The sequence below is a fragment of the Actinoalloteichus fjordicus genome (assembly GCF_001941625.1).
In the GTDB taxonomy this organism is placed as follows: Bacteria; Actinomycetota; Actinomycetes; order Mycobacteriales; family Pseudonocardiaceae; genus Actinoalloteichus_A; species Actinoalloteichus_A fjordicus.
Window position 1 is genome coordinate 1,333,777 of sequence record NZ_CP016076.1, and the last position, 19,659, is coordinate 1,353,435.

General features: G+C 70.0%; 20 protein-coding genes. 9 read left to right on the forward strand and 11 right to left on the reverse strand.

Annotated elements, in window-relative coordinates:
- Window positions 1–174 precede the first annotated feature (174 nt).
- The 3 genes from UA74_RS06090 to UA74_RS06100 are packed head-to-tail and all read right to left on the reverse strand — an operon-like array spanning window position 175 to window position 3,108.
- Entirely contained in the window at window positions 175–1,920 is a 1,746-nt protein-coding gene (locus UA74_RS06090) for an ABC-three component system protein (RefSeq protein ID WP_075739414.1), read from the reverse strand.
- Window positions 1,889–2,167, reverse strand: coding sequence for an ABC-three component system middle component 6 (locus tag UA74_RS06095; RefSeq protein ID WP_075739415.1), 279 nt, complete (start codon window positions 2,165–2,167; stop codon window positions 1,889–1,891). Before UA74_RS06095 ends, UA74_RS06090 begins: the two co-directional genes overlap by 32 nt.
- Window positions 2,164–3,108 carry an ABC-three component system protein gene (locus tag UA74_RS06100; protein ID WP_083682964.1) on the reverse strand — a complete coding sequence of 315 codons (945 nt, stop codon included), beginning with the start codon at window positions 3,106–3,108 and terminating at the stop codon, window positions 2,164–2,166. Before UA74_RS06100 ends, UA74_RS06095 begins: the two co-directional genes overlap by 4 nt.
- A 120-nt stretch (window positions 3,109–3,228) precedes the next feature.
- On the opposite strand from UA74_RS06100, the gene UA74_RS06105 reads away from it, so the two are divergent.
- Both UA74_RS06105 and UA74_RS06110 read left to right on the forward strand, forming a co-directional pair.
- Window positions 3,229–3,921 (forward strand): TetR/AcrR family transcriptional regulator, encoded by a 693-nt coding sequence (locus UA74_RS06105; RefSeq protein WP_157442172.1) that lies wholly within the window; start codon window positions 3,229–3,231, stop codon window positions 3,919–3,921.
- Window positions 3,918–4,835: an SDR family oxidoreductase gene (locus tag UA74_RS06110; RefSeq protein ID WP_075739417.1), complete on the forward strand. Its 918-nt coding sequence runs from the start codon at window positions 3,918–3,920 to the stop codon at window positions 4,833–4,835. Before UA74_RS06105 ends, UA74_RS06110 begins: the two co-directional genes overlap by 4 nt.
- Window positions 4,836–4,997: 162 nt before the next feature.
- Here the strand turns inward: UA74_RS06110 and UA74_RS06115 are convergent, their stop codons facing one another.
- Complete coding sequence (locus UA74_RS06115; RefSeq protein ID WP_075739418.1) at window positions 4,998–6,050, reverse strand: lytic polysaccharide monooxygenase auxiliary activity family 9 protein; 1,053 nt, start codon at window positions 6,048–6,050, stop codon at window positions 4,998–5,000.
- A gap of 536 nt (window positions 6,051–6,586) precedes the next feature.
- Here UA74_RS06115 and UA74_RS06120 point away from each other — a divergent pair.
- Window positions 6,587–7,471, forward strand: a complete 885-nt coding sequence (locus UA74_RS06120) for a CPBP family intramembrane glutamic endopeptidase (RefSeq protein WP_075739419.1) — start codon at window positions 6,587–6,589, stop codon at window positions 7,469–7,471.
- 112 nt (window positions 7,472–7,583) lie between these two features.
- Here UA74_RS06120 and UA74_RS06125 read toward each other — a convergent pair whose 3' ends face one another.
- The 3 genes from UA74_RS06125 to UA74_RS06135 form a co-directional block, all read right to left on the reverse strand.
- Window positions 7,584–8,549 carry a DUF5753 domain-containing protein gene (locus tag UA74_RS06125; protein WP_157434019.1) on the reverse strand — a complete coding sequence of 322 codons (966 nt, stop codon included), beginning with the start codon at window positions 8,547–8,549 and terminating at the stop codon, window positions 7,584–7,586.
- 235 nt (window positions 8,550–8,784) lie between these two features.
- Window positions 8,785–9,213, reverse strand: coding sequence for a VOC family protein (locus UA74_RS06130; protein ID WP_075739421.1), 429 nt, complete (start codon window positions 9,211–9,213; stop codon window positions 8,785–8,787).
- A gap of 75 nt (window positions 9,214–9,288) precedes the next feature.
- The gene (locus tag UA74_RS06135; protein WP_075739422.1) at window positions 9,289–9,693 is read right to left on the reverse strand and encodes a helix-turn-helix transcriptional regulator; all 405 of its coding nucleotides are present in this window, start codon (window positions 9,691–9,693) and stop codon (window positions 9,289–9,291) included.
- A gap of 394 nt (window positions 9,694–10,087) precedes the next feature.
- Here UA74_RS06135 and UA74_RS06140 point away from each other — a divergent pair, with 394 nt between their 5' ends.
- Window positions 10,088–10,312 (forward strand): amidohydrolase family protein, encoded by a 225-nt coding sequence (locus tag UA74_RS06140; RefSeq protein ID WP_083682965.1) that lies wholly within the window; start codon window positions 10,088–10,090, stop codon window positions 10,310–10,312.
- A gap of 101 nt (window positions 10,313–10,413) precedes the next feature.
- Here UA74_RS06140 and UA74_RS06145 read toward each other — a convergent pair whose 3' ends face one another.
- Both UA74_RS06145 and UA74_RS06150 read right to left on the reverse strand, forming a co-directional pair.
- Complete coding sequence (locus tag UA74_RS06145; RefSeq protein ID WP_075739423.1) at window positions 10,414–10,824, reverse strand: PIN domain-containing protein; 411 nt, start codon at window positions 10,822–10,824, stop codon at window positions 10,414–10,416.
- Window positions 10,821–11,321: a type II toxin-antitoxin system Phd/YefM family antitoxin gene (locus tag UA74_RS06150; protein WP_075739424.1), complete on the reverse strand. Its 501-nt coding sequence runs from the start codon at window positions 11,319–11,321 to the stop codon at window positions 10,821–10,823. The genes UA74_RS06145 and UA74_RS06150 overlap by 4 nt, the downstream gene beginning before the upstream one ends.
- A gap of 270 nt (window positions 11,322–11,591) precedes the next feature.
- Between UA74_RS06150 and UA74_RS06155 the strand changes: the two genes are divergently transcribed.
- Window positions 11,592–12,755, forward strand: a complete 1,164-nt coding sequence (locus tag UA74_RS06155) for a J domain-containing protein (protein ID WP_318533289.1) — start codon at window positions 11,592–11,594, stop codon at window positions 12,753–12,755.
- A gap of 331 nt (window positions 12,756–13,086) precedes the next feature.
- Here the strand turns inward: UA74_RS06155 and UA74_RS06160 are convergent, their stop codons facing one another.
- Both UA74_RS06160 and UA74_RS06165 read right to left on the reverse strand, forming a co-directional pair.
- Window positions 13,087–13,737, reverse strand: a complete 651-nt coding sequence (locus tag UA74_RS06160) for a response regulator (RefSeq protein WP_075739426.1) — start codon at window positions 13,735–13,737, stop codon at window positions 13,087–13,089.
- Complete coding sequence (locus UA74_RS06165; RefSeq protein ID WP_157434020.1) at window positions 13,734–14,894, reverse strand: sensor histidine kinase; 1,161 nt, start codon at window positions 14,892–14,894, stop codon at window positions 13,734–13,736. Before UA74_RS06165 ends, UA74_RS06160 begins: the two co-directional genes overlap by 4 nt.
- A 204-nt stretch (window positions 14,895–15,098) precedes the next feature.
- Between UA74_RS06165 and UA74_RS06170 the strand changes: the two genes are divergently transcribed.
- The 4 genes from UA74_RS06170 (at window position 15,099) to UA74_RS06185 (ending at window position 19,604) form a co-directional block, all read left to right on the forward strand.
- Window positions 15,099–15,497: a hypothetical protein gene (locus tag UA74_RS06170; protein ID WP_075739428.1), complete on the forward strand. Its 399-nt coding sequence runs from the start codon at window positions 15,099–15,101 to the stop codon at window positions 15,495–15,497.
- A gap of 420 nt (window positions 15,498–15,917) precedes the next feature.
- Window positions 15,918–16,271, forward strand: coding sequence for a hypothetical protein (locus UA74_RS06175; RefSeq protein ID WP_075739429.1), 354 nt, complete (start codon window positions 15,918–15,920; stop codon window positions 16,269–16,271).
- A gap of 64 nt (window positions 16,272–16,335) precedes the next feature.
- Window positions 16,336–17,082, forward strand: a complete 747-nt coding sequence (locus UA74_RS06180; RefSeq protein ID WP_075739430.1) for an ABC transporter ATP-binding protein — start codon at window positions 16,336–16,338, stop codon at window positions 17,080–17,082.
- A gap of 5 nt (window positions 17,083–17,087) precedes the next feature.
- Window positions 17,088–19,604, forward strand: coding sequence for an ABC transporter permease (locus UA74_RS06185; RefSeq protein WP_075739431.1), 2,517 nt, complete (start codon window positions 17,088–17,090; stop codon window positions 19,602–19,604).
- Window positions 19,605–19,659 lie beyond the last annotated feature (55 nt).

Below are 19,659 nucleotides of genomic sequence, written 5' to 3' on the forward strand. Positions count from 1 at the left end.
GCGGGCTGATAGAGCGTATGGCTCCTCCCAGGCCGATGGCGGGCGGTGGTGCGAGCCCGGTCCCGCTGTCCCGGCCATCGGTCGGGTCGAGTCGGCGAGAGAGTAGCCCGCACTTGTCCGAGGTCCTGGCATCAGTCCGCCTGGTCGATGCCCCTGGGTGCCGGACGACCACGTTCAGAAGCGGAAGCCGAAGAGCCCGCCGTCCTCGTAGGAGTCCCGGAGCCTCGGATCGACCACGTAGGCCGCCGGCGCGAATCCGCGATTCTCCGCCTTCGCCAGGTCGTCCGAATTGATGCTCGCCACGTACTGCATGCCTTCGTGTCGGGCGACTTCTGCGGCGAGGCCCAGGGCTGCGGCGATCTGTCGATCGTCGACGCCGTCGAACAGGTGGCTGTCGTGAACGAGGAAATCAGGCCCCCGGCCTGCTCGGTGTGCTACCACGGCGACGGCGAGATCAAAACAGAAGATCTTCATGTTGAGGATGGCGCGGCTCGCGTCGTCATCGATCCTCGGGTTGATCTTCAGGCTGCTGCGCCCTGGCTCGATCACGAGGTACGCGCCTCGGACGTCGCTGTAGAGCCGCTGGGCGTATTCGTAGAACAGCAGCGTCGCCTGGGTGGTCTGCTCGCTGCGCTCAGCGAGGTCATCCGCGATCTCCTGAGTGAGCGCGTCGCGTTGCGCTGTGATCTCCCGTTTACTTGCCTCCAGCGTCTCCGCAGCCGCCAGCCGGTGTCGGAGCGAACCTAGGTCGGCCTCTTCCTTGGCCGAGGCCTGTTGGAGCAGGTTCAACGCCTCCAATGCGCCACCCTCGTTCAGTCTCCGCAGGATGTGGCGCTGTTCCTCGCCCAGGGCAGCACGCTCCGCTCGCCTGCTCGCCAGCCGGGCCCGAATCGTCCCCAGTTCCTGACTCAGATACGTTCTGCGATTCCGGACCACCGCTTCGTGGAAGCTCCGGACGTCGGAGAACCGCTCGCGGATCTGGCCGTCGAAGACGATGCCCACCTCCGAATAGACGGTCTCCAGGTAGTCGATCTCGACATCGACGTCCTCGGTGAGCGCCGCTTCGAGTTGATCCAGGTTCTGCTGATCGATGGCGTCATCGATGCCGATCTGTTGGATTCGGCGAGTCAGCGCGTCTGCCGACTTCTTCAACTCCTCGTACTGCGGGACCACCCGGAAATCTCGGATCTGCTGTTCCAGATCGCGGATGCGGGATTCGGTGACGGTGATCTGACCGCGCAGTTCTGCGGGCTTCCCGACGATTCGGCCCCAGACCGGATCGTCGACGGCCTTCTTGAGCTGCGTCCGCGTCGTCTCCCGATCCTTGAGCTCGTGATACCGGCTCGCGAGTCTCCAGTCGAGTCCGAGCAGGTAGGAGAGGTTGGTGCTTGCCTCGGTGTCACTCTGGCGGGAGACCGCCTTGATCGGATCGTTGAAGCCGTGCGTGGAGACCCGGCGAATGAGAAAGGATAGTAGCGTTCGCCCGCTCACGCCGGGGTGCTCGGCAGGCAGGTGGAACAGTTCGGCCTCGATCAGCTGATTCCACTCCGCAATTTTGATTCGGCCGGTGGTGAGATCGAACAGCTGGCCCGCGCGAGCGCTGGATATGTCTGGTTCGAGGAGTACATGGTCCGGCTGACTTCCGGTGCGGCGGACGACGAGCGGTGAATTCAGATGCGGCCAGTCGATGCCCAACTCGAAGATGACGCCACTCAGCCTCTTGTGCAGCGCAACGTGGTTGCGATCGGTTCGCGACCCGAGGAGAAAGTGCAACAGTTCCACCATGCTGGACTTGCCTGCGCCGTTCCTGCTGTCGGTCTCTGTCGACTGCGGGGTGGTATCGGCTACCAGCAGGTTCAGACCAGGCTGGAAGCGTAGCGACTTGAACTCAGGATAGTCGGCGCTGAGGTGCCGCAGCATCGTCGACCCTCCTCTTGGTGAGTAGATCGTCCCGGAACTCGACTACACCCAGGGCGAAGAGCACGTCGAGCGAGAGGACGAACCAACCGAAGGAGATCGGAGCGGGGTGATGGTTGGCCGCCCGCCACTCGCGCAGCCTGCTCCAGGTCTGGCTGACGGTGAGCGGGGCGTCGAGCTGGCGGAGGATCTGGGCACCGACGGTGACCAATGCCCGATCCGGCGCTATTCCCTTGGTCGGCAGGATCATGTGGCTGCCTGTTCTGCGGTCGAACCTGACCAGTCTGCAGGCGGCGTCTCGAAGATGTGGCAGCGTTCGAAGAAGTACGCGAGTATTCCCCAGCCTGCCAGCGAGGTACTCGGCGTGGGAATCTTGTTCCCGTGGATGTGTTCCTGAAGGCGCGCGATGATTTTCTCGGAGTCGCGGTGCTCGAGCTCGCGGCGGGCCTCGTCGTAGTAGGCGGTGAAGCCTGCGGCTACCTGGTCCTCTGCGTAGGCGTCAAGGCGGCCCTGAAAGTATGCGCTGATCAGGTGGGTGCTTCGCAGCCCTATCACGAGGAATTCGCGGACCTCATCGCCGAGTTCGTTGAATTCGATCTTCGCGGCAGGCGGCGGCTCGACTCGGCGAAACTGATCCGGTTGTGGTCGGTTGCTCCGAAGATGCTCGATCAGTGGTGCGAGGTCGCTGATGCCGAAGACGAGGTTCTCGATCGGGATCTGGCAGTCGAGCAGCTCTTCGATCGCGACGACATCGAGGACCATGGCTTTGTACCACAGTTTGTCCGGTCCTAGTTGCTGGAATTTGACCGGGTGGTGGTCGAGCTGCGCCTGCTGAATCATCTTGCTGATCTCGGGATGTATTCCTCGTCGGCGATCGTTGTGCACGAAGACGAAGGTGGAGAACTGGCCTGATCGGTGTGTGACGGCACTGTTCAGGTCCTTGCGAAACTTCGACCTGACCTCCTCCGCGTTGAACACCTCGGGACCGTAGCAGGCGTAGAGACTTCCCTCGTGCAGACTGAGGCCATCAGCACCTCGGTCGCCGATGTTGCCGTGCGTTCGGACCGGCACATAGTCCGGTGCACTCAGCTCCATGAGGCGATGGAAGAACTTCTCGAACTCGGCGGTGTGGAGCTCCTCGACGACTTGCCGAAATCTCATCTTCGCGTAGATGCGTTGCACCGGCACCATCGCCCCCACTGCGCCCCCTCCCGCTCGACCTTCCCCGCACTCGAACTTAGCGCCCGGCGATTGTGACGTCGAGTATCGGATCGATCACGCATCGGAACGACGCTGCTCGCTCGTCGTGTCGTGCTGCGCTCCGGCTTGACCGCTCCGCCCGCTCCATTTAATAATGAACGAGCAGTTATTAATTGGGGAGGGCAGATGGCGGGCAGGCCGCGCACGGTGAGCGAGGAACGGATCATGGCGGCGGTGGCCTCGGCGGTCGGGCGGGTGGGTCCCGTGCGGCTGACGCTGGCCGAGGTCGCGCGCGACGCCGAGGTGTCCACCGGGGTGCTGGTGCAGCGGTACGGCAGCAAGCGCGGCCTGCTGCTGGCGTTCATCGGCTCGGGGCTGGCCCAGCGGGCATTTCACGTGCCGATGCGTGCGGCCTTCGCCGAGGCACCGGACGATCCGGTGGAGGGCGTCATCCGGGCGGTGGCGGCCACCGTCGGGCCGGATCGCAGTCCGGACGAGTTCGCCAACCACCTGGCGTTCCTGCATCTGGAGCTGGCCGACGAGGAGTTCCGCACGCTGCTCGGGGACTACGCCCGCGCGGTACAGGCGGAGCTGGCCCGGCTGTTGCGCACCGCCGTCGCGGCGGGGGCGATCAGCGAGGACATCGACGTCGATGCGCTGGCGGCTGCGCTGGACTCCGTCCGCAACGGCACGCAGATCACCTGGGCGATGACCAGGACGGGCCGTCTCGCCGATGCCGTGCGCCGCGACCTGACCATGCTGCTCGACCCGTACCGACGACGTGCCGAGGAGACGAAGCAGTGATCAAACCGCTCGAAGGACAGATCGCCCTGGTCGCCGGGGCCACCCGAGGCGGCGGGCGTGGGATCGCGACTCAGCTCGGCGCGGCGGGCGCCACGGTGTACGTCACCGGTCGCACCACCGCGCCGGGCAACTCGCCGATGGCGCGGCCCGAGACCATCGAGGAGACCGCCGAGCTGGTCACCGCGGCGGGCGGCCGGGGCATCGCCGTGCCGGTGGACCACCTGGAGTCGGATCAGGTCCGGGACCTCGTCGCCAGGATCGAGACCGAGAACGACGGCAGGCTGGACGTCCTGGTGAACAACGTCTGGGGCGGCGACCCGCTCACCGTCTGGGGAAAGCCGCTGTGGGAGCAGTCCCTGGAGACCGGTCTCCGGCTCCAGCGGCTCGCGGTGGACACCCATGTCATCACCAGCTGGCACGCGCTGCCGCTGCTGGTCGCCCGGGGCCGGGGCCTCGTCATCGAGATCACCGACGGGCTTGCCGACTCCGAGTATCGCGGCTCGTTCTTCTACGACCTGGTCAAGTCCTCGGTGATCCGCATCGCGCAGGCGCAAGCAGCCGAGCTGCGCCCGCACGGCGTCACCGCGCTGGCTCTCACCCCCGGCTTCCTGCGTTCGGAGTTCATGCTCGACCACTTCGGCGTCACCGAACGGACCTGGCGCGACGCCATCGCCAAGGATCCCTTCTTCGCGTTGTCGGAGAGCCCGGCGTACGTGGGGCGGGCGGCCGCCGCGCTGGCCGCGGACCCGGACGTCGCACGGTGGGCGGGGCAGTCGTTGGCCAGCTGGCAGCTGGCGAAGATCTACGGATTCACCGATGTCGACGGCTCTCGTCCCGACTTCGCCGCCTACTACGCCGAGACGCAGCAGCCCGAGAACAAGGGCGTGACCGTGGACCCGGCCGGTTACCGATGAGCTGAGCGGGGGCTGCGGCTGCTGCGGGGCGGGCCGGGTTCGGTGGTTCGCTCCGCACCTGCGGGCGGGGCCGTGGCGGAGCGGGGCCGCTGCGACCGGCACCACGCTGGGCCGGATCGCGTCCTCGCTCGCCATGTCACGGCCGGATGCCGTGCGGCGGGACTAGACGAACTCGACGTCGGAACAGGACACGAAGAACTCGCCCGCGAGCCTGCCGTCCGGAAGGCCGGGCCCGCCGTGGCCGCCCCAGACGGTGACGATCACATGCCTGCCGGTCTTCTTCTCGGGCACCGCCTCGGTGGCGTGGTGGGTGGTGCCGGGGTCGCCGTGGACCTCGGTCATGAACGGCACAGGCTCCAGATCGTCCCAGGACACCGCCCCCTCCGGGTTCCAGTCGTCTCTGGTGATGAACCACTGGTGCGTCCAGGTCGGGTCGACGTGGTGCGCGCTGCGGCGGTAGGTGAAGGAGTGCTCGGCGTCGGCGGCGGACAGGATCGTCCTCGGCCGCTCGCCCGCCTCGTCCAGGCCGGTGTACAGCGGGTTGCCCGCCGAGGCCACGTCCCCACCCCGGAAGAACTTCCGATATTCCAGATAGGAGCCGTTCCACGGCGGATCAGCCAGCATCGCCGTTGCCGGGGGCGTCACCGCCTGTCCGGCGGCGGTGTTCAGCTCGCGCGCGCGCCGACGGGCCGCCGCCGAGTCGTCCTTGCGGACGAGAAGGACGGCGCGGCTCACGGGGTGGTCCAGGCTGCCGTGCCGATCCGGTGCGGGGACCGGTGCCTGGACGAGGATCACGGCGGGAGCCACGGCGGAGTAGGCGCGGGCGTCGCCCGTGGTGACGACGACCTCGTCGGTGAACGGGCTCCAGGTGCCGTCGGCCAGCCTGGCGCGGATCGTCACGCGGTACTCCGGATCGGGATCGGTGCCCAGGCAGACCCAGTGTGTCCGGGCGGCCTGCCAGCTCGGTGCCCAGTCGGCCCAGAACAGGACCGCCGTCTGCTTGATCGCGCCGCCGTTGAGCCACACCTCGTAGAGGTGCGGATAGGGGGCCCGGCCGTCGTTCCAGTCGACGGGCGGCGGCCAGTCTCCGCCGCTGTTCCCACCGACCGTCCACTCCAGCTGGATTCCCTTCAGGACCAGTTCTCCGTCCGTGCGGTCGGCGGCGGTGGCCGCCAACGAGTGCGGCACCGCGAGGTCACGAGTGCGGGGATTCACAGCCTGACTCCTCTCCTTCGATCACGTCCGCCGGCGTGATGCGTCGATCACCGTGATGATCTTCGTGGCGGGGATGCCCTTGGGTCCGCAGGCGGCGCGGGCTGGTCGCTTTCTGACTCCATCGTGTGAACGCGGTGGTGGGACGGGGGTCGTGCCGTCCCGACCCGCCGCGTGAGTGCGAATCGGAGCGGGCGCAGGCCCGGCAGCAGCAGCCACGTGCAGCGACACCAGGTGGAGAAGCTCCTGCGGAGCAGCCTCGTCGGGAGCGGCCTCGTTCTCGGGGAGCGGCTCACCGGGAGCGGCCCGCAGGGAGCGGCTCAGCCGCAGGATTCCCGGCCGACAGTGGACTCGGCACAGTCTGGCCTTGGGCGGGCCGCCGCCCGAGGCTCCGACGGCCTCCCGCCGACGGCCGAGCGCCCGCCTGCGGTCGGCGGCCCCCCGAACCCGGCGCCCGCCCCACCGGCCGCGGTGTCCTCGGCTGCCGGTCGAGGAACCGTCAGCGCCGGGCCGGCGGTCGGACCTGCTTGGATGCCGGAATGACCGGGTCGAAGTCTCTCGAGGAACCGCTGCCGCGTCCCACAGAGACCGCCCGCTGGGTGCTGCCCGTGCTCGCCCCCGTGGTGCTCGTGGCCGCGCTGGCGGTCGTGCTGGTCGGGCCGGGCGAGGTCTGGCAGGAGATGTCGGCCGCCGTCCTGTGGGCCGTCATCCTGCTGGCCCTGTTGGCGCCGGTCGCCTATCTCGTGGGCAGGCGTGCGCCGGGTGCCCTGCTCGCGTCGGCGGTCGCAGGCGCGTTCCTGGCGCTCACCGCGCTGTCGACCGCTCTGCCGAGGATCGGTTTCTTCGCCGATCTGGAGTGGAACTGGCAGGGCAAGCTCCTGGATCTGGCCTGGGTCTGCCTGCTGTTCCTCGTGCTGCGTCGCTGGGCCACGACCGAGGCGGGGCTCCGATGGCGGCTGGAACCCGGTTCGCTGCGCCCGGTGTCGATCCTGATCATCGCCGCTTTCCTGCTGCCCGCAGGTCTGATGGTGCTCGGCGGGTTCACGGAGCCGGGCTCGGTGCCGAGTCCGAGCGTGGAACGGGTGCTGTTCGACGCGACCGTGCCGAACCTGACCGAGGAGCTGATCTGGCGCGGCGCCATGCTCGCCGTCCTGGATCGCGTGCTCGGCACGCCGTGGCGGCTCTTCGGTGCGCAGGTCGGCTGGGGCCTGGTGCTGACCAGCCTGGGCTTCGGGCTGGGGCACGGCGTGCTCTTCGATCCGGCCGAGGGGCTCAGCGTGGACATCGCGGCCGTCCTGGCCACCGGGATCGCCGGGGTGATCATGGCCTGGGTGCGCGCCCGTACCGGCAGCATCTGGCCTGCCTTCCTCGCGCACTGTGCACCTGAGCTCGGCGTCGACATCGGCTCGGCGCTCGCGCCCTGATCCGGCGGCTCCGAGCGATCGGCGCCGGAACACCGGACCTGCGAGGAGGACCGGACGTCGATCGTCCCGGCGCGTCGCGAACTCCGGCCCGCGACGCAGGCGACGCCGGCGCTCAGGACGATCGATCCTCCAGCTCCTCGGCCAGCCGGGTCAGCAGCGCGAGGGACTCCGCCGGGGCCAGCGCCGTCGCGGCCAGGACGGGCAGTATGGCGCTGAACACGGCGGTGTCCTCGGCACGGTCCAGCAGGCCGTGCAGCCTGCCGTGCTCGAGGTGCACGACGGTGGAGCGCAGCGGGAAGTCCAGGATGAGGAGGCCGCCGTCCAGCCGCACCGGGCCGCCCGCCGCCGACGGGACGACCCGCACGCGGACGTTGGGACGACGGGCCATCGCGACGACGTGTCGCAGCTGCTCCGCCATGATCCGCAGACCGCCGACCGGACGCAGCAGGACGGGCTCGTCGATGAACGCCTCGAACTGCACGGGTGCGGTCTCCCGAGTGAGGACCGCCTGCCGTTCGATGCGCAGGGCGATCCGCCGATCCAGTTCCTGTTGTTGGCGGACTCCGTCGGCGATGAACAGCTCCCGCGCGTACGCGCTGGTCTGGAGCAGCACCGGAGCCAGGACCAGGGCGATCTCCACGATGCGGACGGCCTCCGACTCGAAGGAGACCGGCCCGACGGACTGACGGGGGACGGTGCCGAGCCCCCAGCCGAGGGCCGCGCGTTCGTAGCCCCGGCGGCGCCGCGCCCGCAGGGCGTCCTGCCGGGAGCGGCGCACCGGAAGCGTCGCGAGATGACGTTCCCAGACCTCCACGGCGGCCGGGTCCACACCGTCGTCGGACGGGTGGCGTGGAGGGACGGGCTCGGGGCCGAGTCGAGTCCCGTCGACCTGCGGTGTCGCGCCGCCTGCCCCGACCTTCTCGGCGGTCGTCGAGCCGTCGCCCGACCCCGTCCCGGCTGCCCGTCTGGCACCCGGTCCGCCCGCGCTGCCCCCGCCCGAGATCGATCCCGGCCGTCCGACCATGGACGCCGGGCAGGGAGCCGTCGTCGTCGCTTCGTGCGATCGAGGTGCCGCCACGGCCACAGCGTATTCCCGTGCCAAACCTGCGGGAGCCGGTTCGCCCCGTGCGGCCGATGGCAGGGTGATCGTCAGGACTCGCGGCTGCCCTCGGTGCGGTCGTGGAGATACCGGGTGTGGCAGGCCTGCCTGGTCAGGGTCGGCCGCGAAGAAGGCCGCGAGGCGACCCGCCGCGACGGGCGGGTCGGTCTCGCAACCACCGGTGGGCGCGGTCGGCCGGGACGGGAGAGCGGAGTCAGCCGAACGTCTGATTCAAGCTGAACCAGTTCCCCGAGTCGTCCCGGAAGACCGCCTCGATGCCGTAGGGGCGGTCGGCAGGCTCCTGAAGGAATTCGACGCCGTTCGCGCGCAGGCGTTCGAAGTCGCCTCGGCAGTCGTCCGTCGCCAGCGATCCCGCCGACAACGCGCCCTTGGCGATGAGGTCGCGCAGCTGATCCCGGGTCTGATCGTCGTGTCCCATGCCTGCGTCCGCGAGGATGATCTCGACGTCGGGCTGATCGTGCGGCCCGACGGTCAACCAGCGGAACCCCTGGCCCGCGCCCTCGAACTCGCCACCCATGACGACGTCGGCGCGCACCTCGAATCCCAGCCGCTCGGTGTAGAACTTCTTCGCGGAATCCTGGTCGAGCACGTAGAGGCAGGTGTGGGTCAGGCGTTGCGACATCGTCTTCGCTCCTTGTTTCGATCGGTGTCACTCGACCGTAGGCAGGCCCGGCCTGCGGTGCTTCTCCCAGAGTGATCAGGCGTCCGGGCCGGGCCGCGACCAGGCCAGCACGAAGCAGCCGGGGATGACGATGTCGGTTGATCGCGCCCGATGATGCCGCTGGTACTCGCTGGGCGACCGACCCATCAGCTGGTGGAAGCGGGAACTGAACGAGCCGAGGCTCGCGAAGCCGACGTGGAAGCAGACCTCGGTGACGGTCAGGTTCGCCGCCCGAAGCAGGTAGGCGGCCCGCTCGATGCGCCTGCGGGTGAGATAGGCGATCGGCGTCTCGCCGAAGATCGCCCGGAACCGTCGGGAGAGATGGTGCCGCGAGTACCCGGCGACCGCAGCGAGCCGATCGAGGTCGAGCGGGGCCGCGAAGTCCCGGTCGATGACGTCCTTGGCGCGTCGCACCGCCCTCGTCGTCTCCCACACCGCCATCGGCACAGTGTAAGCGCGGCGAATCGGACATCCCGTCGTCGATCACGGCCGGGCGGATCGGCGCCGAGGCAGGCGATCTCGGTGCCCCGGCGGCGTTCGCGCGCGGCGGTGCGGCTGTCGGCGGGTCGGGTGTCCAAGGGCCTCGGCGGAGACGGGCAGCGTGAGTTCGTCCCGAGGACGGTGGGGCCGGGAGGACGGCGAGCATCCCGAGGTTCGTCGTGGCGACGGTGCTCGTGGTGTCGAGGCTTCGGGGGCGGCTCGTCGGCGGCGTCGACCTGTGCCGACCCGTGGCAGCCGATCAGCCCGGAAATCGATTGCCGGTGGCTCGGGTGCGACCTAGCCTCGCCGAGGTGCCCGAACCCCATGCCTCCGATGCTGCCCGTGCCCTGATCGCCTGCGGGCGGCGGGCCTGGCGGTCACGCTCAACACCGACATCCCCGACGTCACCGGCGCGGACCTGACGCAGGAGTACCGGCGGGTGCGGGACGCCTTCGGCTACGACGACGCGACGCTGGCCGAGCTGGCGCGGGCCGGGGTGGACGCCTCGTTCGCCCCGACGACCACCAGGACACGCCTGCACCGGGAGATCGACGCGTGGCTGGCTGCTCCGGCGGGCTGATCGCCGGAGTTCGTCGTGGCGGGCGGTGCAGTGCCACGGCGACGCGGCAGGCGGCAGGCGGTCCGGGTGTCCCGTCGCGGTGCCGCGAGGCGGGCCGCCGGTCAGATCGGGATGACCCGGATCAGTCGGTGCAGAGCCGCGAAGTCCTTCGGGTTGCGGGTGAGCAGCGGCAGGGAGCGGGCCGCTGCGGTGGCCGCGATCTGGAGGTCGACCCGACGGGGGACGGACTTCCGGCCGGTCTCGCGCACCAGAGTGGCCAGCACGCCGTACAGCTTGGCGGCGGCCGTGTCGAAGGGCAGCACGTCGATCCGCCGCAGCGCGGCGTGGTAGCGCTCGACCCGCGCGTGTCGCTCCACCAGGTCGGTGGTGCCCAACGCGTAGGCCAGTTCCGCGACGCTGACCGAGCTGACCAGCGGCCGTGCCGAGGCCAGCTCGCCGAGCTCGATGCGGTCCAGGTCGATGATCACCGAGGTGTCGAGCAGCACTCGTGCAGGCGTCGTCGGAGTCGTCATCGGGGGTACGAGCCGCCCGGCGCGCTGCGGTCGTTCCGGCGACCGGCGGAGTCGGCAGTCCCTCGGCCGACCACGGCGGCGAGACCCGTCGCAGGGGCGACGGTGTCGGCAGGCGATCCCTCGGCGCTCCCCGCGTCGGCACGCTCGCCGGAGCCCTCGCCGGGGTGTCGGGCGGGCCGGGCGGTGACGGCGGAGCCGTGCCTCGTCCCGCGATCCCAGGGGTTCTCCAGCGGGTCGTCCGCGCCGAATCGGGAGTCGGAGCGTCGTCGATCCCGGTCCCAGCGGGACGCGTCCACGGGCGGCAGGCTGCGGAACTCGGCCTGTACCGCGCCCAGCGTCCGGTCCGTCGTCGCGGGCCGTCCGCCGGGGCGATGCGGAACGAGATCGGCCACCGGTCTGCCTGCCTGTGTGACGGTGAAGCTTTCGCCCGCTTCGACCCGACGGATGATCTCGGCCTCGTCTCGGCGCAGCTCGCGCGAACCGATCCGCTGACTCATGCGCCTACCGTAGTCGGGGCGGCCCCGAAAGTGACAGAATCTCCACCCGGTACAGGAGAATCGGTACCCAGACCGTCGCTTAGCGCTCGCTCGGGGCAGTCGAGGCGGCCGACCCGACCTGGCCTGGGCTGATCCCGAGTCCCCAGCAGGCTCGGCTGACCGCGCTCGTCACCCGAACGGCGGTGATGTGATCATCGTCGTGACACGACGGCCCCCGGCGTCTCGTCGGCGGCATCCTCGGTGGAGTCGGCGGGCGCGCGGGGCGGATTCGTGCGGGTATCGACGGCGATCGGAGTCGGGTACATGGTCGACCACTACGAGCTGCTCGGCGTGCGCCGCAGCGCGTCGGCTGCGGACATCAAGACGGCCTATCGGCAGCTGGCCAAGACCATGCACCCCGACGCGGGCGGCACCTCCGGCGCCTTCCGGCTGCTCACCGAGGCCTACGAGACGCTGTACGACCCGGTGCTGCGAGCCGAGTATGACCGGTCGTCCACCCTGCGCCGCCTGCCGGCCTCCCGGCCGCACGTCGCCACCGAGCACGCGGCTCCGCTGCGGCGAACGCCGTGGCTGGGGCGCAACCGGAGCACCCGGAAGTGGGACCTCGGCGAGGACCCCGACTACGTGCCGCCGTCGCCGAGAATCGATCCGCGCGGCATCCCCTGGTGGGACACGCTCGACGTCCGTCGGGCCGTGCGGTACCTGCCGTCCACCGGACTCGGCCATGCACCGCTGCTGCTGCCGCTGTCCTGTGTGCTCGTCCTGGTGACGGTCGCTCCGATGCTGCTCGGCGCTCCGGTGACCCTGGTGGCCTGGCTGCTGCTGGTGTCCGGCGCCGTGACCATGACGATCCGCGCCGTCCGCAGGCAGGTCGCCGCCAACCGCCTCGACGAGGACTTCGTCTCGGAGTTCGGCACCGAGCGCGTGTTCGGCAAGACCGGCGACGAGCGGGAGGACATCGGCCGACAGCTGACCGCGGACCTGCTCGACCGATACCTGACCCGGCTGCCCGGCGCGCGGATCTTCCACGGGCTGGCCTGGCCGGGATCGGTGTTCGCCGACGTCGATCACGCAGTCCTCTGTGGACGAAGGCTGGTGCTCATCGAGTCGAAGAAGTGGCTGCCCGGCCACTACGTCGCCGACGAGGACGGCACGCTCTGGCGTAACGGCCACGTCTTCCGGGGCGGCTCGATCCGGTTACCCGAGGCGGTGGCGGCGTACCGCACGATGCTCCCCGACGTCGAGGTGCGGGGGGCGTTGCTGCTCTACCCCAGCCGAACCGGCCGGATCACCACCGACGAACCGCTGGACGACACCGCCGCGCCGATGAACCCGGAGTGGTTCCTGGAGGAGATCGGCGGCTGGCTCGCCGAGGACGCCGCGACAGTGGACCGCGAGCTGTTCCGCACCGTCCTCGCCCAGGTCGTCAGCTGAGGAGGCGGGCAGGCACCGCGCGAGGTCGGCGCGGCAGACCGCGAGGCGCACCGCTCGTCGCCGGGCCACGAAGAGCGCGTCTTCGCTCTCGGCGTCCTGCGCCGCTGTTGGTCGGTTCGGGGGCTGGCGCCCGCGCTGTGTGTTCGGTTCCGGGGGCTGGCGCCCGCGCTGTGTGTTCGGTTCCGGGGGCTGGCGCCCGCGCTGTGTGTTCGGTTCCGGGGGCTGGCGCCCGCGCTGTGTGTTCGGTTCCGGGGGCTGGCGCCCGCGCTGTGTGTTCGGTTCCGGGGGCTGGCGCCCGCACTGTGTCTTCGGTTCGCGGGCTGACGCCCGCTCACGCCACCAGCCCGTGCTCCCAGGCCCACGCCGCGATCTCCACCCGGTTGCGGGCGGACAGCTTCTGCTGGATGCGCGTCAGATGGCTCTTCACGGTCCCCATCGAGATGAACAGTCCCTCAGCGATCTCGGTGTTCGTCGCGCCCCGTGCGACCAGCAGCACCACCTCCCGCTCCCGTGGGGTCAGCGGCTCGATCAACTCGGGCGTCCGGTCCGGGCCGGGCCGCGCGAAGGCGTCCAGCAGTCGCACCGTCACCGTCGGCGACAGCAGCGCCGCGCCGTCCACCGCCGCGCGCACCGCGTCCACCAGCACCCGAGGCCCGGACTTCTTCAGCACGAACCCCACCGCGCCCGCCCGCAGCGCCCCGTAGACGTATTCGTCGAGGTCGAAGGTCGTGACCACGACGACCTTCGTGTCTCGCGTGCCCGGTTCCGCGGCGATGCGCCGGGTCGCGTCGATGCCGTCGAGGCCGGGCATGCGCACGTCCATCAGGCAGACGTCGGGCCGCAGCTCGCGTACGAGGGTGAGCGCCTCCACCCCGTCGGCAGCCTCCCCGACCACAGTGATGTCCTCCTGCGCCTCCATGATGAGTCGGAAGCCGGTCCTGATCATGGCCTGATCGTCGGCGATCACCACGCGAATGCTCATCGGACCGCCTTGGCCGTGCGAGGCAGGGTCGCGCGCAGTTCCCAGCCGCCCTCCGGCTGGGCCGCGCTGGACAGCGTCCCGCCGAGCATCGAGACCCGTTCCTGGAGCCCGATCAGCCCGAAGCCGCTGGAACGAAAGCGGACGCGGCCGGACTTCGTCCCGTCGTCGCGCACCCGGACGACGACGTCGTCACCCTCGGCGTCGACCACCACCCGCACCGAGGTGGCGTGGTGGGCGTGCTTGCGGACGTTGGTCAGGCCCTCCTGCACCAGTCGCTGCACCGACCGGCTCAGCTCGGCGGACCAGTTTCCCGGATCGACGCCGGGCCGCACCTCCACGCTCGTCTGCGGGCCGGTGGCGGAGTTCCGGGCGGCGAGTTCGTGCACGGCGGTCAGGCCCTGCGGCACGGTGCGGGTCTCCTCGGCCGCCGCGCCCTCGCGCAGCAGCCCCACCATGCGACTCATCGCGGTCAGCCCCTCCTGTCCGATGGATTCGATGTTGGCGAAGAGCTGCCTGCCGGTCGCCGGGTCGCCTTCGACGATCTCGTGGCCCGCCTGTGCCTGCACCACCATCGCGGTCACGTAATGCGCGACGTGATCGTGCAGGTCACCCGCGAGGTCGAGTCGTTCGGCGCGGCGGACCTGCTCGGCGGTGGCCGTCCGGCGCAGATCCTCCTCCCGCAGGTGCAGGCCGAGGAACATCGCGGCCACTGTCACCAGGATCAGCAGCAGTCCCAGCTCGGCCGTGTTCCACCACAAGGCCACCGAGCGCAGCAGCAGCACGGCCGAGGCGACCGAGGCCGCCAAGGCGACCGCCATCGCCGACCGTCGGGAGCCGTGCCGGGCGGCGCCGACGACGAGCACCAGCAGCAACAGCAGTTCCACGGTGCCGAAGGTGCGTTGCAGGATCGTCGAGTGGATCACCGCAGTGGCCGCCAGCGACAGGCCCGCGCCGACGAGAGCCGCCTGCGGGTGCCTCCCAGACCGGGCCGCGAAGACGATCAGGCCGAGCAGCACCACCGGCATCGCGGCCAGCGCCACGCTGGAGACGTCCGGCGCCAGCAGGGACACCTCGATCGCGTACATCATGGCTGCGAACACCGATATCGCGATCGTGCGACGGCGCAACCACCTGTCCTGCGGGCGCGGGAGCCTCATGGGCGCCGACCCTAATGCTCAGGCAGGCCCGGCGAATCAGACCTTCGGCCGAGGCGGCGCGCGTCGCTCCGTCGGCATCGCCGCGACGAAGAACGGCCCGCGCCCGCAGGGGAGGGCAGACCGCGCCGGGCCGGCGTGCGCGCGGCACGGGCCTGCTGCGAGCATCGTCGACGACCGCCGTCCCCGAACACCTCCGGGAGCGTCATGTCCGCTCGCCCGTCGCCCGCCGATCGCCGTGGCAGGCGCCGCCTCGTGCCGATGCTCGCCGCGCTGCTGCTCGGGGCCCCGCTCGTCGGGCTGCTGAGCGGCTGCGGGCTCTCCGGGCAGGTCTTCACCATCGAGATGCACGTCGACGGGCCCGACCAGCCGTCGGCGATCTACTACCACTTCGCCGGGACCGAGTGGGTGTACGAGTACCAACCGGCCGCGTCGTGGCGGAAGGCCGCGAACATCGGATTCGGCCAGAGCGATCTGCGGGTGACCGATCCCGCCGAGGGCATGGAGTGCACGATCTCCGTCAACGGCGTCGAAGTCGACCGCGCCGTGGCCGCCGCCGGGGACGAGGAACTCTGGTGTGGGGCCAACGCGCAGAGCACGGACTGATCGCGGAAGCCTGCGCCCGAGCCTCGAACCGAGCGGCGGGCTCCGGGGTGATCGAGCGCCTTCGCCCGGAGCGGCCGCCGATCAGCCGAGGATGTTGCGCGGTGCGGCGGCGGCAGGAACAGTGGCGGTCGAGGACCGCGATGCGCGGGGTGGCGATGCGACCCCACGCGTCAGGGCTTCCTGGGCGGCTCCCGTAGACAAGCACCCATGCTGACCTGCGCCTCGAGTGCGCCGCCGTGCCGTGTCGTCCGCTCGGTCCGGCCGCCGGGTCCTGTCGCCACGGCGATGAGCCCCCGCCGATCGGCTAGGACTTTCGGCTGACCCGACGCGCACATCCCGGCCGATCGGCCGATCTACGCACCGGGCCGCGCCCCGCATGCTGCTTTCCGAGACAGAGCACTTCTGATCAAGGAGGACCACGTGCGGAGCCGCCTCACCACAGCCGCGTGGGGAGCCGCGCTCGCTTCGACCGGGCTGCTGCTCGCGGGCTGCGGGCTGGTCGGCGCGACCTACGACGTCCAGATGGAGGTTCAGGGCTCCGGCACGGCGATGATCGGCCACGGCTTCGCCGGTGGCGAGGATCCGACGCTCACCGAGCAGGACCTGCCCTGGTCCATGGCGGAGTCCGTCGGATTCGGCTTCAACGATCTCCGGGTCTCCGACGCCGAGCCCGGCACGGTCTGCCGCATCCTCGTCGACGACGAGGTGATCGACGAGCAGACCGCGGGCGAAGACGGCAGCATCGACTGCTTCGCGAACAACCAGGACGACTGACATTCCGGCACTGACGAACACCCACGAACTGCCCCGAACCAAGAGAGGACACAGGCATACCGACATGTCGACGACGACGACCGCCACCGCGACCATCGTGACGACCCATGCCGTCAGCAAGGTCTATGGCACCCAGGACAACCAGGTCCATGCACTGCGCGCGGTGAGCACGGGCATCAACCAGGGCGAGTTCACCGCCGTGATGGGCCCGTCCGGTTCGGGCAAGTCGACTCTCATGCACTGCATGGCGGGTCTGGACCGGCCCACCTCGGGCACGATCGTCCTGGGGGGCACCGACATCACCGCGTTGTCCGAGCGCCAGCTCACCGACCTGCGCCGCGACCGCATCGGCTTCGTGTTCCAGAAGTTCAACCTGCTCAACGAGCTGTCGGCCCAGGACAACATCCTGCTGCCGCTGAGCATCGCGGGCCGCAAGCCCGACCGGGAGTGGGTCGACACGGTGATCAAGGTCCTCGGCATCCAGGATCGACTGCGTCACCACCCGTCGGAGCTGTCCGGCGGCCAGCAGCAGCGGGTCGCCATCGCCCGCGCGCTGGCCAACCGTCCCGACGTCGTCTTCGCCGACGAGCCGACGGGCAACCTCGACACCTCCACCGGTCGTGAGGTGCTCGCCTTCCTCCGCCGCTCCACCAAGGAGTTCGGTCAGACCGTGGTGATGGTCACGCACGACCCGGCCGCCGCCGCCGAGGCCGACCGGGTGGTGCTGCTGGCCGACGGCCGGATCGCGGGCGAACTCCGCGAGCCCAGCCGCCAGCAGGTCCTCGCCGCTCTCGACGACGTGAGCCGGTGAGACGAATGGGACTGATCAAGGCATCCATCGCCCAGATCCGGCATCGGCCGTCGCGCATCCTGTTGACCGGCGTCGCGATCGGCGTCGCGACGTTGTTCACCGCCGGGACCGTGTTATTCACCGACACGCTGCGCACCGAGTTCACCTCGGGATTCACCTCGGTGTCCGAGAACGTCGACGCCATCGCCAGCCCGGACTTCCAATACGCGGACGGACTGACGAGCGAACACTTCGACCAGGTCCAGGCCCTGCCCGAGGTGACCGAGACCGTGCCTGCGATAACCGGGTTCGCCACCGCTCCCAACAGGCAGATGATCATCGCGACCAGCGGCATCTTCGACGGTCCGCTCGCCGACACCGAGATCGTCGACGGGCAGGCGCCTGCCGGACCCGGTGAGGTCGTTCTCTCCTCGGCCAGTGCCGAGACGATGTCGGCCGGGGTGGGTGACACCGTCCCCCTGATCTTCACCCTGGAGACGCTCGATGGGAACCAGTCCACTCAGGAGCTGACGCTCACCGTCAGCGGCATTGCCGAGTCCGCCAACGCCTTTGACCTCGTCGCGATCGGTGACCCGGATTCCGTCCGGGAATGGCTCGGTTCCCAGTTCTGGGACGAGATCCTCGTCGCAAGCACCGACCCGGCCACCGCAGTGGCGGCCATGAGCGAGGTTCTCGGGGACGCCGCGAGCGTTCAGAGCGGCGCCGAGCGCCGCGCCAGTGACCTGGCCAACGCCGACGCGGGCGCCGACCAGGTGTTCATGCTGCTGTCGGTGTTCCTGTTCATCGCGTTGTTCGCCGCAGCGATCATCGTCGCCTCGACGTTCCGCATCCTGCTGGTCCGTAACCGTCGGCGCACCGCGCTGCTGCGTTGCGTCGGCGCCCAGCCCGGCCACATCCTGCGCGCCCTGCTGGTGGAGGCCGCGTTGTCGGGCCTGGTCGCAGGCGCGGCCGGTGTCGCGGCGGCGGTCGGACTCGGCTACGGGGGTCTGGCGATCGCCGGGGCTCTCACCGGCAATCAGATCTCCCTCGTGGTCTCGCCGATCGGCCTGGTGTGGTGCCTGGTGCTGGCCGTCGCGGTCGCGGTCACCGCCGCCGCCGTGCCCGCGATCCGGGGTTCCCGCATTCCTCCGGTCGCGGCGATGAACGTCGCCGCGCTCAGCGACAGCGGAACGGGCATCGGCAGGCTCCGCATGGTGTTCGCCGTACTCGCGGTCCTCGGGGCGGCCGGGTTCGCGGCGGTGCCGATCGTGATGCCGGATGCCGCCCAGCTCGGCATCCTCGCAGCGGCAGCCTCTGGCTGCGCCCTGTTCGTGGGCTTCCTCGCCTTCGGCCCCGCCGTGTTGCGTGGCGTGGTCGGTCTGCTGGAGAAGCCGCTGACCAAAATCGGCGGCATCTCGGGCCGGCTGGCGGTCCGCAATACGCTGCGGGTCCCGCGCCGCTCCGCCACCACGGCCGCGGTCTTCGCCCTGGGCGTCACGTTGGTCACGGCAGTCCTGGTCTCGCTGTCCAATATGCAGACGGGCGCGGAGAACAGCCTCGCGGCTGCTCGCCCCGCCGACGTGACGATCTCCAGCTACACCGACTATGAGGAGCCGTCGGCGATCACGTCAGAGGTGGTCGAGTCGCTGCGGAACGATCCGGCGGTGGGGGAGCTCGTCGAGGTCACCCAGACGCTGAGCGACCTCACCGTCGGAGGTACGACGGCGACGGACCTGACGGTCCGAGGCCTGGACCTCACGAGCCTGCCGGATGTGGTGCGTGCTCCCGCCGAGGGCAGCTTCGACGGCTGGGGCGCGGGTCAGGTCGGGCTGTACACCGAGACGGCGGCTGATCTGGGACTCACCGTCGGTGACAGCATGACCATCACCACCGACGGCGGGGACGTCACCGTCGAGGTGGCCGCGCTCTACGAGAACACCGGCACGATGGGCGTCGTCGTGGTGCACCCGGACGACATCGCCAGGATCGATCCGGACGCATCGCCGGTGGTGCTGTTGGCGAATCCGGCACCCGGCGTCGAGCAGGCGGACTTCCGCGCCGCCGTCGAGGGCCTGGTACCGGTGGACCCGATGATCCACTTGTCCTTCCCAGGCGACGAGAGGGAGATGTTCCAGGAGATCATCGACACCCTGCGCCTGGTCGCCCTCGGGCTGGTGGGCATCACGGTCCTGGTCGCCATGGTCGGGGTCGCCACCACGCTGTCGCTGTCGGTGGTGGAACGGACTCAGGAGCACGGACTCCTCCGGGCGCTCGGCCTTCGTGGCGGCGGCCTGCGGGCGATGCTCAGCTGGGAGGCCGCGATCCTCGGCGGCTACGCCACCGTCCTCGGCATCCTCCTGGGCACCGGCTACGCGATGTTGATCACGCTTGCGGACCCGCAGTTGGGTGCCGAGCCGAGCATTCCGTTCGACCAGCTCGGGCTTGTGCTGGTGGCGATGTTGGGGATGGCACTGCTCTCGGCGCTGATCCCGGCGGCCAAGGCGGCCAAGAGCTCGCCCATGCACGCGCTCGCTGACGACTGACGACTGACGACGACTCGGGCCCGCACCGGGCTCGTCGCACGAGAAGGGAGACGAC

What these genes read in the sequence shown, in the direction of transcription:
- UA74_RS06090 (WP_075739414.1), bottom strand. Translation starts at nt 1,920, where the DNA reads ATGCTGCGGCACCTCAGCGCCGACTATCCTGAGTTCAAGTCGCTACGC.
- UA74_RS06095 (WP_075739415.1), bottom strand. Translation starts at nt 2,167, where the DNA reads ATGATCCTGCCGACCAAGGGAATAGCGCCGGATCGGGCATTGGTCACC.
- UA74_RS06100 (WP_083682964.1), bottom strand. Translation starts at nt 3,108, where the DNA reads ATGGTGCCGGTGCAACGCATCTACGCGAAGATGAGATTTCGGCAAGTC.
- UA74_RS06120 (WP_075739419.1), top strand. Translation starts at nt 6,587, where the DNA reads ATGACCGGGTCGAAGTCTCTCGAGGAACCGCTGCCGCGTCCCACAGAG.
- UA74_RS06130 (WP_075739421.1), bottom strand. Translation starts at nt 9,213, where the DNA reads ATGTCGCAACGCCTGACCCACACCTGCCTCTACGTGCTCGACCAGGAT.
- UA74_RS06135 (WP_075739422.1), bottom strand. Translation starts at nt 9,693, where the DNA reads ATGGCGGTGTGGGAGACGACGAGGGCGGTGCGACGCGCCAAGGACGTC.
- UA74_RS06145 (WP_075739423.1), bottom strand. Translation starts at nt 10,824, where the DNA reads ATGACGACTCCGACGACGCCTGCACGAGTGCTGCTCGACACCTCGGTG.
- UA74_RS06150 (WP_075739424.1), bottom strand. Translation starts at nt 11,321, where the DNA reads ATGAGTCAGCGGATCGGTTCGCGCGAGCTGCGCCGAGACGAGGCCGAG.
- UA74_RS06160 (WP_075739426.1), bottom strand. Translation starts at nt 13,737, where the DNA reads ATGAGCATTCGCGTGGTGATCGCCGACGATCAGGCCATGATCAGGACC.
- UA74_RS06165 (WP_157434020.1), bottom strand. Translation starts at nt 14,894, where the DNA reads ATGAGGCTCCCGCGCCCGCAGGACAGGTGGTTGCGCCGTCGCACGATC.
- UA74_RS06170 (WP_075739428.1), top strand. Translation starts at nt 15,099, where the DNA reads ATGTCCGCTCGCCCGTCGCCCGCCGATCGCCGTGGCAGGCGCCGCCTC.
- UA74_RS06180 (WP_075739430.1), top strand. Translation starts at nt 16,336, where the DNA reads ATGTCGACGACGACGACCGCCACCGCGACCATCGTGACGACCCATGCC.
- UA74_RS06185 (WP_075739431.1), top strand. Translation starts at nt 17,088, where the DNA reads ATGGGACTGATCAAGGCATCCATCGCCCAGATCCGGCATCGGCCGTCG.